This window comes from Clostridium lundense DSM 17049 (assembly GCF_000619945.1).
In the GTDB taxonomy this organism is placed as follows: Bacteria; Bacillota; Clostridia; order Clostridiales; family Clostridiaceae; genus Clostridium_AO; species Clostridium_AO lundense.
On the sequence record NZ_JHVC01000001.1, the window covers coordinates 494,397 to 507,851 of the forward strand.

At 29.0% G+C, this 13,455-nt stretch carries 15 protein-coding genes; all 15 read left to right on the top strand.

The features are described from left to right. Nucleotides 1-46: 46 nt before the first annotated feature. The 15 genes from T514_RS0102305 to argF all read left to right on the top strand — a co-directional run bounded on the left by T514_RS0102305 (nucleotide 47) and on the right by argF (nucleotide 13,449). Nucleotides 47-955: an AEC family transporter gene (locus T514_RS0102305; RefSeq protein ID WP_027623298.1), complete on the top strand. Its 909-nt coding sequence runs from the start codon at nucleotides 47-49 to the stop codon at nucleotides 953-955. Between the two features lie 16 nt (nucleotides 956-971). Further along, entirely contained in the window at nucleotides 972-1,760 is a 789-nt protein-coding gene (locus tag T514_RS0102310) for a histidinol phosphate phosphatase (RefSeq protein ID WP_027623299.1), read from the top strand. 133 nt (nucleotides 1,761-1,893) lie between these two features. After that, a complete protein-coding gene (locus T514_RS0102315) occupies nucleotides 1,894-2,388 on the top strand; it encodes a flavin reductase family protein (RefSeq protein WP_027623300.1) in 495 nt (164 codons plus the stop codon). Between the two features lie 21 nt (nucleotides 2,389-2,409). Beyond that, nucleotides 2,410-3,381, top strand: coding sequence for a hypothetical protein (locus T514_RS23715; protein ID WP_027623301.1), 972 nt, complete (start codon nucleotides 2,410-2,412; stop codon nucleotides 3,379-3,381). 51 nt (nucleotides 3,382-3,432) lie between these two features. Continuing rightward, nucleotides 3,433-4,704, top strand: coding sequence for a replication-associated recombination protein A (locus tag T514_RS0102325; RefSeq protein WP_423219342.1), 1,272 nt, complete (start codon nucleotides 3,433-3,435; stop codon nucleotides 4,702-4,704). A gap of 171 nt (nucleotides 4,705-4,875) precedes the next feature. Next, a complete protein-coding gene (locus T514_RS0102330) occupies nucleotides 4,876-5,313 on the top strand; it encodes an RrF2 family transcriptional regulator (RefSeq protein WP_027623303.1) in 438 nt (145 codons plus the stop codon). After that, complete coding sequence (nifS, locus tag T514_RS0102335) at nucleotides 5,314-6,507, top strand: cysteine desulfurase NifS (RefSeq protein ID WP_027623304.1); 1,194 nt, start codon at nucleotides 5,314-5,316, stop codon at nucleotides 6,505-6,507. A 2-nt stretch (nucleotides 6,508-6,509) separates the two neighbouring features. Continuing rightward, entirely contained in the window at nucleotides 6,510-6,941 is a 432-nt protein-coding gene (nifU, locus tag T514_RS0102340) for a Fe-S cluster assembly scaffold protein NifU (protein WP_034867863.1), read from the top strand. A 200-nt stretch (nucleotides 6,942-7,141) separates the two neighbouring features. After that, nucleotides 7,142-8,209 carry a tRNA 2-thiouridine(34) synthase MnmA gene (gene mnmA, locus T514_RS0102345; RefSeq protein ID WP_027623306.1) on the top strand — a complete coding sequence of 356 codons (1,068 nt, stop codon included), beginning with the start codon at nucleotides 7,142-7,144 and terminating at the stop codon, nucleotides 8,207-8,209. A gap of 354 nt (nucleotides 8,210-8,563) precedes the next feature. Further along, nucleotides 8,564-9,004, top strand: coding sequence for a cell wall hydrolase (locus tag T514_RS0102350; protein WP_027623307.1), 441 nt, complete (start codon nucleotides 8,564-8,566; stop codon nucleotides 9,002-9,004). Nucleotides 9,005-9,078: 74 nt separating this feature from the next. Then, nucleotides 9,079-9,501 carry a hypothetical protein gene (locus T514_RS25515; RefSeq protein ID WP_051541715.1) on the top strand — a complete coding sequence of 141 codons (423 nt, stop codon included), beginning with the start codon at nucleotides 9,079-9,081 and terminating at the stop codon, nucleotides 9,499-9,501. Nucleotides 9,502-9,731: 230 nt separating this feature from the next. After that, nucleotides 9,732-10,220: a PRC-barrel domain-containing protein gene (locus tag T514_RS0102360; RefSeq protein ID WP_169735792.1), complete on the top strand. Its 489-nt coding sequence runs from the start codon at nucleotides 9,732-9,734 to the stop codon at nucleotides 10,218-10,220. After that, the gene (locus tag T514_RS0102365; RefSeq protein ID WP_027623309.1) at nucleotides 10,198-11,223 is read left to right on the top strand and encodes an AI-2E family transporter; all 1,026 of its coding nucleotides are present in this window, start codon (nucleotides 10,198-10,200) and stop codon (nucleotides 11,221-11,223) included. The genes T514_RS0102360 and T514_RS0102365 overlap by 23 nt, the downstream gene beginning before the upstream one ends. A gap of 417 nt (nucleotides 11,224-11,640) precedes the next feature. Beyond that, nucleotides 11,641-12,429, top strand: coding sequence for an ABC transporter substrate-binding protein (locus tag T514_RS0102370; RefSeq protein ID WP_027623310.1), 789 nt, complete (start codon nucleotides 11,641-11,643; stop codon nucleotides 12,427-12,429). 24 nt (nucleotides 12,430-12,453) lie between these two features. Further along, nucleotides 12,454-13,449, top strand: a complete 996-nt coding sequence (gene argF, locus T514_RS0102375; protein WP_027623311.1) for an ornithine carbamoyltransferase — start codon at nucleotides 12,454-12,456, stop codon at nucleotides 13,447-13,449. Nucleotides 13,450-13,455: the final 6 nt, after the last annotated feature.

Below are 13,455 nucleotides of genomic sequence, written 5' to 3' on the forward strand. Positions count from 1 at the left end.
AGCGGAGAATATGGATCACAGATAACAGATTTATATGGGGGATAAAATGAACAGTGATATAATAAATCAAGTAGTAGTATTATGCATAATTATGCTTTTAGGCCTTTATGGAAGAAAAAAAGAATATATAAAAGAGCAGACAATAAAAAGTTTAACAGATATTTTAATGAATATCACATTACCATGCTTAATATTATCATCTTTTAATGTGGAGTTTTCAAGGGATCTATGGGAAAATGTAAAATTGATTTTTATATATTCTTTAATTATACATATATTTTTAATCCTTATTAGTAAATTGTTTTTTATAAAATGCGATGAAAGCAAAAAGAAAATATTAAGGTTTGTAGCTGTATTTTCCAATTTTGGATTTATGGGCTATCCTATAGTTGAGGGCATTTATGGGAAAATAGGAGTGTTTTATGCTTCTGTTTTTGGTATACCATTTAATATAATACTGTTAACTTATGGAGTAATTCTATTTAATAAGAAAGATAAGCATAATTTTAAAATAAAAGATATAGTTATGCAACCTGGCATATTATTTGTACTGATAGGAATATTTATATTTTTATTTAGCATTAAGCTTCCTGATTCAATAAATAAAACCTTGAATATGGTTGGAGCTATGACTACACCAATGTCTATGATGATTGTAGGAGCAAGTTTTGCTAAAACTTCAGTAGGTAGCATATTAAAAGATTTCAAGTTATACTATATATCGTTTATTAGATTATTAGTAGTACCCTTTATGATATATTTAATACTAAAAATTATAAAAGCAGATGATTATATACTAAAATTATGTGTAATATTAGAAGCTATGCCTGCAGCAGCAATGACTACGGTCTTTGCAGAATTATATAATAGTGATAGAATATTTTCAGCTAAGTGCGTTTTTGTTACAACAGTTTTATCCATTTTTACAATACCATTAGTAATAACATTATTATAAAATTAGGAGGTACACAATGTTTGACTGTCATATACACACGGATTTTTCAACAGATTGTTCTATGAATATAGAAGAGGTTATTAAAGCAGCTAAAGATAATAATATAGGAACTATTATAACTGAACATTTAGATTTAAATTTTATGCAACCAGGTGAATTTATATTTAATATAGATGAATATTTTAATAAGTATATTAACTATAGAAACCATAAATTACTGTTAGGTGTGGAAATGGGTATGAGGCCAGATTGCATAGAAGAAAATAGGGAAATAAGTGAAAAATACAACTTTGATTTTATTTTAGGATCTGTACATGTTGTGGAGAATAATGGATTATATTATGATATATATGGAGATGATTTTTATAATGGCAAAAATAAAAAAGAAGTCTATAAAGATTACCTTAAATATATGCTTCAATGTGTAAAAGAGCATGATTATATAGATTCGCTATCTCATATTGATTATATATGTAGATATGCTCCATATAATGATAGTAATATATATTATGAGGAATATAATGAGTTAATTGATGAAATACTAAAAGAATTAATTTACAGAGAAAAGGCTATTGAAATAAACACTAGAAGATTTGACAATAAAGAAGCTATAGATATTCTGAAAAAAATATATAAAAGATTCAATGAATTGGGTGGGAAGATAGTAACTTTAGGATCAGATTCTCATAGACCAGAAAATGTTGGTAAGCACATATGTTTAGCAAAAGAGTTTGCTAAGGAATGTGGATTAAAGGTTGTATATTTTAAAGAGAGAAAACCAATTGTTTTAGATAACAAAGAGTAGAAGGTGAATAATAAACTCTTAAACTCTCAATTCTTTATTTTTGACGGTCAATTTTAAATTTTTGTAATGTCAATAGAGAAAAAATTATTTTATTATTAGTTATTTCAAATTTAAAATATAGGAGGAATGGATTATGGAATTTTTAAATCATATGGAAGAGGCAATAGAGGCTATAAAAGATAAGGGAGCTTTTTTAACTGTAAAAGATGATAACAGAGTAAATACTATGACTATAGGATGGGCAAATATAGGATATCAATGGAAAAAACCAGTTTTAGCTGTAATGGTTAGAGAGTCAAGATATACTTTTGATATTATAGAAAACTCTTCAGAGTTTACAGTAAGCATTCCTGTGAATGTAGACTTGAAGAAAGAATTAACACTATGCGGTACTAAATCGGGAAGAGACATGGATAAGTTTAAAGAATGTAATCTACAAGTTGAACAGGGTAGAAAAGTTATAACTCCTATAATAGGTAACTGTGATTTGCATTTTGAATGTAAAATTATATATAAGGAAAAAATGAATCCAGATCTATTATGTGATGAAATAAAAGAAGGTTGCTATAAAAATGGAGACTATCATAGTTTTTATTATGGAGAAATAGTAGATTGTTATTTTAAATAATTTAGAAAGAAAGGTTTCTTTATGAGTTTTATAAAAAAGATTAGCAATTTAAGTACTATTGGGTTAAGTAAAGTAAAGGAAAAGGCGCAGGAAAGCTATTTAAAAACTAAGGCCGAAAAAATTGATAAAGAGATAAAAAATATAGAAAACAGTAATATTGCATCGTTGCAATGCCAAAAGAACAACATTTCAAATAAAATTGAAGAAATAAAGAAAAAAGAAAAATTGAAAAGACAAGTAGCTAAATCACTTCTTAAAAGTGAAGTAAAAGAATCAAAAGGGAAAAGGGAAGAAGAAAATAAGAACTTAAATTTTGTTAGTAGAATGAAAAAAGAGTTTAAAGGTGTTCCAGTAATATCTTTAGTTGATGACATAGTAGAAGGGGCTTCTGACATAGAAAGGGTTCAAAAGATGGTGCAAAATAACCCAGATGACCCATATTGTTGGTTGATTTTAGCTCAATGCATTAATTATTATAAAAAAGCCTTTTTTATACTTAATTTAGCTAAGTCACCTGTAGATCCACTAGGTACAGTAATTGATTTAGGAACTGAATTTGGAGGAGAATACATAGAGGAAGTTTTAGATAAGGATAAATGGACTTATAAAAGAGCTTTGCTAAAAAGTATTAATTTGAGTATAAAAAGTAAAATTAAAGATGAAAAAAATTTGGTTTGTATTGGAAGAAGTGCGCAACTTTTAGCTATGCATACTAAAGAACCAATGGAGAAGGATAACTTTAATATAATGGCTAAAAAGTACTTAAGAGAAGCTTTAAAAGTAGCTTCTTTAGATGGTAAAAATGAAATTTTATTTTATTTAGGTGAAATAGATAAAAAAAATGTAAAAAGCTTTAAATATGCATTTAATAACAATATTGTCAGTGCAGTATTTAAAGGTACAGTAAATGCGGTAAGAAATCAAAGTAAGAAAATATTAAATACCAGTGAAAGAATTATAGATAAAACCGTAGATAGCCTTTTGAAAGATTAACTTTTTACTAAAAATATAATTTCAGAAAGGATTATAAAAGATTTTATGGAGATAAAACCACTAGCTGATAGAATAAGGCCAATGGAGATAAACCAGGTGGTTGGTCAAAGACATATTTTAGGTGAAGATAAAATATTAAATAGAATAATAAGTTCAGGAAAAATAACAAATATGATATTTTATGGCCCACCAGGTGTGGGGAAAACTACAGTGGCAAGTATAATAGCTAAAAAGGCTAATAAGACTTTCTATAAATTAAATGCTACAAATGCATCTTTAAGTGATATAAAAAATATAATATCAGATTTGGATGGACTTATGGGAATTAAGGGAGCGTTGTTGTATTTAGATGAAATACAAAATTTTAATAAAAAACAGCAGCAATCTCTTTTAGAATTTATGGAGAACGGAAAAATAACTCTTATAGCTAGTACTACAGAAAATCCTTATCATTACATATATAAAGCTATATTAAGCAGATCTACTATATTTGAATTTAAATCCCTAACTAAAGAGGATATAGCATGGGGAATAAAAAGAGCCCTAGGTATTTTGGAGACGGAATTTGAAAATAAAAAAATCCAATTTACTAAAGAGTCTATAGAATATATAGCAGAAGTAAGTAATGGAGATTTAAGAAAGGCACTAAATGCTGTAGAACTTTCCGTATATTCAACAAGAGCTAATGATGAAGAAATAATATATATAGATGAGGAAACCGCCAAGGATTGTACTCAAACTAAAATATTAAACTATGATAAATTTGGAGATAGTCACTACGATATATTAAGTGCTTTTCAAAAATCTATAAGGGGTAGTGATGTAGATGCTTCCATTCACTATTTAGCTAGACTTATAGAGGCCGGGGATTTACCATCAATATGCAGAAGACTTTTAGTTATAGCCTCTGAGGACGTAGGAATGGCATATCCTAATGCTATTTCTATTGTGAAGAGTTGTGTAGACTCAACAATGCAATTAGGATTACCGGAAGGAAGAATACCCCTTGCACAGGCAGTAATTCTTTTAGCTACAGCACCTAAATCTAATTCTGTAATAGTCGCTATAGATAAAGCTTTACAAGATATAAAAAGTAAGGATGTTGGTGAAATACCATCTTATCTTAAAGATGCTCATTATAACGGGGCAGAAAAGTTAGGTAGGGGTATAGGATATAAGTATCCACATAACTATAAAAACCATTTTGTTAAGCAACAGTATCTACCGGATAATATTAAGGATTCAGCTTATTATGTTCCTGGAGAAAATAAGTTGGAAGAAAAGGTACTACAATATATGAAATATATTCGAGATAGTAGATAATAGAGTCGGATTTTTGCTTCGTAAAAATCCGACTCTATTATCTATTTCTTTTCAAAAATTATTACCAATTTTTTTGTTTTTATAGTTGACAAGTTTACTCTGATTTGATATTATAAATTTGAAAGTTTAGTAAATTGGTCAACTTTCATGGAAGGCTAGAGAGGTGAGGAAATGAAGCTATCAACGAAAGGAAGATATGGTGTTAGAGCTATGGCAGATTTAGCTATAAACTATGGCAATGAACCCGTTTCAATAAAATCAATATCTGAAAGACAAAATATATCAGAATACTATTTAGAACAGCTATTTTCTTCTCTAAGAAAAGCTAATTTAGTAAAAAGTATAAGAGGAGCCCAAGGTGGTTATATATTAAGTAGAGAACCTAAAGATATAAGTATAGCTGAAATTATACAAGTTTTAGAGGGTCCAATAGATTTAGCTGATTGTACACTAGATGGAAGCTGTAGCAACATGCATTGTTGTTCAACTAGACTTCTATGGACTAGAATAAAAGAAAGTGTAGATCAGATAACAAAAACAACAACTTTACAAGATTTGGTAAATGATTATAATAAATTAAAAGCTACTTCACGAAAGGAGAAAAATTAAATGGATAGAAAGTATGTTTATATGGATTATTCAGCAACTACATTTACAAAACCAGAGGTATTAGAGGAGATGTTACCATACTTCACAGAGAAATTTGCTAATCCTTCATCAAAATTTTATTCAATATCAGAGGAACCAAGAACTGCTATTGATAAAGCTAGAGGAAGAGTTGCTAAAGCAATAAATGCTGAAAAGGATGAAATATATTTTACAGCTGGTGGATCAGAATCAGATAACTGGGCTATAAAAGGAATAGCTTTTGCAAATAAAAATAAAGGAAATCATATAATAACTACAGCTATAGAACATCATGCAGTACTTTATACATGCAAATTTTTAGAAAAGAACGGATTTGAGGTTACTTATTTACCTGTAGATGAATATGGATTAGTTAATATAGAAGATTTAAAAAATGCAATAAAGGATACAACTATATTAGTGTCAGTTATGTTTGCTAATAATGAAGTAGCTTCAATTCAGCCAATAAAAGAAATAGGGGCTATTTGTAAAGAAAGAAAGATTCTTTTTCACACAGATGCTGTTCAGGCTATTGGACATGTGCCAATAGATGTAAAGGATATGAACATAGATTTGCTTTCTATGGCTGGTCATAAATTCTATGGCCCTAAAGGTGTAGGAGCATTATATATTAGAAAAGGAATAAGAATAGAAAATCTTATTCATGGTGGTGGTCAGGAAAGAGGAAAAAGAGCAACTACAGAAAATGTGCCTGGTATAGTAGGTATAGGAAAGGCTATAGAGTTAGCTGTTTCTGAATTAGATGAAGAAGCTATTAGATTAAGAGGTTTAAGAGATAAACTTATAAAAGGTGTTATGGAAAGAATACCTCATACTAAGCTTAATGGCCCAGCTGGAGATAATAGACTTCCAGGTAGTGCAAACTTCAGTTTTATTGGATTAGAAGGTGAAGCCTTATTATTATCCTTAGATTTTGAAGGGATTTGCGCTTCTACAGGTAGTGCCTGTGCTTCTGGATCATTGGATCCATCACACGTTTTATTAGCTCTTGGATTGCCACATGAATTAGCTCATGGATCATTAAGATTATCATTAGGTGCAGGAAGTACGGAACAAGATGTAGATTATGTCTTAGATATATTGCCAGGAATTGTAGAAAGATTAAGAAATATGTCACCGTTATGGGAAGATTTTATAAAGAAAGGGGATAAATAATTATGATATACAGTGAAAAAGTAATGGACCATTTTAGAAATCCAAGAAATGTTGGAGAAATTGCAGATGCAAATGGTATAGGAGAAGTAGGAAATCCTCAATGTGGAGATATAATGAAAATATATTTAAAAGTTGAAGACAATATAATAAAGGATGTAAAATTTAAGACTTTTGGATGTGGTTCAGCCATAGCTTCATCCAGTATGGCTACAGAGCTTATAAAGGGAAAAACTGTAGATGAAGCATGGGAGTTAACCAACAAAGCTGTAGCAGAAGCGTTAGATGGACTTCCACCAGTAAAAATGCACTGTTCAGTACTTGCTGAAGAAGCAATACACAAGGCGATAAATAACTATAGAGAATCAGTAGGACTTCAACCTTGGGAAATGAAATCTCATTCAGAACATATTCATGAAGAAGTACATGGAGAATAATATTCAAAGCATAAAGAATAAATAAGAAATAAGAAATTCGCCTATGGCGAATTTCTACCTTTTTATAGCAAATTATTAAAAAATATAAATTTATTGATAGTTTTAAAATTTTATGAGAAGATTAATCTAGTTAATCATTGAAAATGGAGAAGATTAGGTATATAATCTTTATTATTTTTGAAAGAGGATTGGTGAATTGCATGACAAAAAAAGTAGCAGTTGGAATGAGCGGAGGAGTAGATAGTTCTGTTACAGCTTATCTTTTAAAGAAGCAGGGATATGATGTTATAGGGATAACTATGAAGGTTTTCCCAGGAAATAAATGTAATGGAAATAAAAGTGAATCTGAAATAATAGTAGAGAATGCTAAGAAAGTATGCGATGATTTAGGCATACCTTTTTACGAAGTGAATTTAATTGAAGAATTTAACCAGAAGGTAGTAGCTCCTTTTATTGATGAATATATTGAGGGTAGAACTCCTAACCCTTGTGTTTTTTGCAATAAATATATAAAATTTGATGCTCTATTACAAAAGGCATTAGAGTTAGGAGCAGATTATATAGCTACAGGACACTATTGTAGAATTGAAAAAGGTGGGGATAGATATTTAATTTATAAAGCAGAGGATGATAGAAAAGATCAGACCTATATGCTCTATAATATTAAGCAGCATCAATTAAAATATGTTTTGATGCCTTGTGGTGATTATTCAAAGGATAGAATAAGGGAAATAGCAAAAGAAATAGGATTAGATGTACACAATAAAAAGGACAGCGAAGAAATTTGTTTTATTCCAGATAATGATCATGGTAAATATATAATAAAGAATTGCCCGAAAAAAATAATGGCGGGAAACTTTGTGGATGAAAATGGTAGAGTTTTAGGTAAGCATAAGGGAATAATATATTATACTATAGGTCAAAGAAAGGGATTAGGTATTGCACTAGGAAAACCTGTTTTTGTTACGGATATAATTCCTTCAAAAAATCAGGTGGTACTAGGGGACGAGGATAAAATATTTAAAAATGAACTAATAGCAAAAGATGTTAACTTTATTCCATTTGATAAGCTAGAAGGTAGTATGAGAGTTACAGCTAAAATAAGATATTCTTCCCAAACTTCTTTGGCTACTATTGAACCTTTAGAAAATGGCAGAGTAAGAGTAGTATTTGATGAAAAACAAAGGGCAATAACTAGAGGACAATCTGTAGTGTTTTATATAGAGAATTTGCTACTTGGTGGAGGAATTATTGAAACTGTTAATTAGCTAGCAGTTAACAATGAACAATTAGGCATATTCAAAGAAAGGACTAGTCAGTATGTTAGTCTATTTTATATCATACTACGTCGACAGAACCCTTTGATAGAACAAACTATCAGCGGAACCTGTCTTCTTGTCTGATACAAAATATCCGTCACATCTTTGACTAGTTATTTCTTTTCATATGCCTTAAAGAAAGAATTTTATGGAACAAAAATTCTAGAATATTAATAAAACCTTGCAACTTTGCAGGGTTTTATTTTTTCTTATTTATGAAGTAATTTTAAATAAATAAGCACACTTTTGGATATGATGAATAAATTGGAATTGTAAGCAATATTATTTTAAGAAGTTTTATATATGGCGTTTTCAGATAGGGAATTGTTAGCAAGAATTATTAAATGTGAAGCTGGCGGTGAAGGGGACAATGGTATGAAGGCCGTAGCTACCTCTATAATGAATAGGGTACGAATTCCATATGGTGAATACCATAGAATAGGTCAAGGAGACATTAGAAAGGTGCTTTATCAAGAGGGTCAGTATGATTGTATGAGGCCAGTAATAAAAGGTGTACCTAATCCTCAAACTATTTGGTCAAATCCACCAGAACAAATACACTATGATATAGCAGATTGGGCATTAGCTGGCAATAGACTATTTCCAATAGGTTACTCGCTATGGTATTTTAATCCATATGCTCCGTGTCCATATTTATTTCCGTATAATGGAACGGGTAGTTTTCAAATAACTATATTAAATCATTGTTTCTATAATCCAACAGAGCTTTATGCTCAAACTTAATCTACTGAAATGACATCATATTGTTAAATAACTTATTACAAGATTTAAAATTAATTTTAAATAGGAGGATGTTCATGACACCTAATTGGTACTTAAATTATAATTGTCCGTACTATTATAGAAGTATTTCTAATGCCCAAGGCAGGTGTGGCATGCAAAATATGCCAATGCCTAATGTTTCTCAACAACAAATGCAGCAACAGCCACTACAACAACAAATGCAACAGGCACCACAGTCCACTGAATTTCAGTCGAATTTTGAGGTTGCTCCTGGCTCTCCAACATCATTGGGAATTGAATATACTCAAGGATATTTAAAAACTCAAATTGGGAAAAGAGTTAAAGTTACCTTCTTACTTGGTGCAAATATAATTCAAGATAGAGACGGAATTTTAACTGATGTTGGAATTAGTTATATAATATTGAGAGATTTATCAGCAGACTACTCAATATTGGCAGATATTTATTCCATTAAATTTGTAAACATATATCCTTAAATAATTTTAAATGGTTTATATTAGTATTTATCTATAATGGGTAAGGAATTATTTTGATATTTCCTTACCCTTTATTTTTAACTGGTATAGGGTAAGCATAATTTTTTATACTAAAGGAAAAAATATAAAATGAATTAAGGCACATTTAAAAAATAAATACTTGTTATTTATTTTAATGTGCCTAATAAGTTGGAGTTGATATGATGTATAGAAAAAAAGATTTCCTCTTTATGAAGGTAAGCAATATAAAAGGTAGAAGCATAGGATTCATAAAAGATATAATAGTGGATTTTAATATAGGAGCAGTGCTAGGATTTTCTATAACATCTTATATGATATTTGGGCCATCTTTATATGTTTTAAAAAATGATATACTTTCATTTGATGATACTATGATAGTAAGTTCTTATAACAAGGGAAGTTTTCTTCACCTTAATGATGTAATGTATATGAATATAATAGATTTACGTGGAAACATAATTGGATTGATTGAAGATATAATATTTGATGAAAAAACTTTTTTAATATATGGTGTTATTGTATCCACAGGATATATTACTAATTTTTTATATGGCAAAAAAATTTTTTTAATAAAGGATATAATTATTGGCAAGGATTGTATATTATATCATGGTGATAGGGATAAATTAATATTTTCTAATATACCAGGAAACATATTAAATGCAGGAAAAAATAATGAAGAGATTATCAAAGAATAATATAAAATATGTAGTCTATTTTATTCTTTTTATCATTATATCCTTATTGCTATTTAAAATAAAAATAATAAAAGATATTAGTTATTTAGTATTTATATCCTTTATAGTGGCTTATGTATTAAAACCGCTAAATGAAAGATTGGTTCAGATAGGCTTTAATAGATGTTTTTCATCTGTTTTGCTTATTATATTGATTATATTTATTATTGTATTAAGTACAACTTTTTTAATTCCTACTTTATTTAGAGAAAGTGCTAACATAAATGAAACTATATATAAAATTGAGATGTTTATTAATGAATTTTATGAAAAAATAAAACCCCTAAGTAATAATAAAATGTTTTATAATATTTTGCAAAATGTTTATGGCAGGATTAATGCTACCTTTGATAATGCTTTTAATACTGCATTTGAGAGAATTTTAAAAGTAGGAGAGAATTTAGTATCTTTTGCAATTGTACCAATAATAGCTTATTATTTTCTTGCAGATGGAAAAGAAATAAAAAATAGATTGCTTACACTTTTCCCAGTAAAAAGTAGAAACATAATAAGAAAAGTATCTAAGGATATCGATAAAATATTAGGTAGATATATAGCAACGCAAGTTATTTTATGTATTATAGTTGGTGTTCTTACTTTCATAGTATTATTACTTTTAAAGGTGGAATTTCCTTTGATGTTATCTCTTTTAAATGCTTTTTTTAATATTATTCCTTATTTTGGACCTATATTTGGGGCTTTACCAGGGATTATTGTGGCATTTTTAAAATCACCTCAAGTAGCTTTATGGACGGCTATATGGTTATATCTAATTCAGCAAGTAGAAGGAAATATAATATCACCAAAATTCATAGGAGATAATATAAGTATGCATCCTTTAATAGTTATTTTACTTTTAGTTATTGGTGGAAAGTTATGGGGTTTTTTTGGAATGGTATTAGCAGTTCCTATAGGGGTAATAATTAAAGTTATATACGAAGATATAAATTATTATATTTTTTAACTTTACATAAAATTATACTAATTATAATAACTTTCATTAAGGTTATAAAGGGGATATAAGAAGTAAAGGTATTGGAATAAATATTATGAATAGAGTAAATGAGATGATTTTGCATTAAAAATTATTTCATTTACTCTATTTTTTATACATTTTATATTACCAACTATAAATTAGGTCGAACTATAATCTATACTCTGTAGTCTAAAAAAAAATTTTGAAAAAGTATTGCATAAATATAAATAATTGAGTATAATTATAAACAACAATTTATTCAGGTGTATTTTGGGAAATTCCTAATGAGAACTGATACCGATGACATGTAGCGCGAGATTATTTTGCGATTTGATAAATTGAAAAATATATACTGTATATTTATTCATAAGTGTATATATAAATATAATCTAAGGGGGCTTTTTTATGAAAAAAATTATTAAAATGTTTATTCCAATATTTCTTATGGTAGCTGTATTGTCAGGATGCAGTAAAAAAGAGAAAAACTTAAATTTATTGGAAAACATTAAAGAATCTAAAAAAATAGTAGTAGGAATTGAAGAAGGTTATCCGCCTATGGAATTTAGAGATGAAAATAGAAATTTAGTTGGATTTGATGTGGACTTTGCTAAGGAAATAGGAAAAAGACTAGGGGTAACTACAGAATTTACTGTAGTAGATTTTAGTGGACTAATAATGGCTCTCAACTCTAAAAAATTCGATATAGCCATAGCTAGTATAAGCATAACAGATAAACGAAAAGAATCCATAGATTTTTCTAAGCCTTACATAATGGGTGGACAAGTATTAGCGATTAAAAAGGGAAATGAAGCTATTAAAAATGTAGGTGATTTACAGGGAAAGATATTGGCTTGTCAGTTAGGAACTACAGGGGAAAATGTGGCTGGAACTATAAAGGGATTAAAGAGCTTAAAAAAGTATGACAAAGTAACTGAAGCTTTCCAAGAATTATCTGCTAAAAGGGTAGATGCAGTAATTATGGATGCTCAGGTTGGTGGTTACTATATTAGCAAGAAAAAGGGAGAATACCAAATTATAAATGAAATAATAAGTAAGGAACCTATGGGAATTGGTTATAGAAAAGGGGACAAAGAGGTAAGAGAGGAAATAGATAAGATAATAGATAGTATGGAAAAGGATGGAACATTATCAAAGCTTTCAATTAAGTGGTTTGGCTTTGATAGCTATAAATAATATTGTAATTTGGGAGTGAGAATAATGACTAAATTAAAAAACAAAAGTTTGTTAACATTAAAGGATTTTTCTTTAAATGAAATAGAATATTTATTGAATTTATCAATAAAATTAAAAGAAGAAAAAAACAATGGTCAGGAGGAGAAAAAGTTAATAGGCAAAAATATAGCCTTGATTTTTGAAAAAGAATCATTAAGAACAAGATGCTCCTTTGAAGTAGCGGCTTATGATCAAGGAGCTAATGTTACCTATATAAATTCAAAAGAAAGCCATATTGGTAAAAAGGAATCCATAAAAGATACTGCTAGAGTATTAGGAAGTATGTTTCATGGTATTGAATACAGAGGATATGCTCAAGAAACAGTGGAAGTTTTATCAGAATTTTCAGGAGTTCCTGTATGGAATGGTCTTACAGATGAAGATCATCCAACTCAAGTTTTGGCGGATTTTTTAACTATAAAGGAGAGTTTTAATAAGCCTCTCAATTCTATAAATTTTGTATATATAGGAGATGGAAGAAATAATGTAGCAAATGCTTTGATGGTGGGAGCTAGTAAAGTAGGTATGAATTTTAAAATTATTTGCCCTAAGGAGCTATATCCTAAAACAGACTTAATAAAGTATTGTGTGGAAGAAGGAAATAAGTCAGGTGGGAAAATAGTTATCACAGATAATATTGATGAAGAAATAAAAGGGGCGGATGTGATATATACAGACGTATGGGTATCCATGGGAGAATCTGAACAAGTGTGGGTGAATAGAATAAAACTGCTATTACCATATATAGTGGATATGGAACTAATAAAGAAATGCGAAAATGAAAAGGTTAAATTTATGCATTGTCTTCCGGCTTATCATAATATGGAAACTGAAATAGGAAAAAAGATATATGAAAAATTTGGTTTAAAGTCTTTAGAGGTTACAGAAGATGTGTTTGAGAGTAAGTATTCCATAGTATTTCAACAGGCTGAAAATAGATTGCATACCATTAAATCGGTTATGGTAGCTACATTGACATAAAGTGAT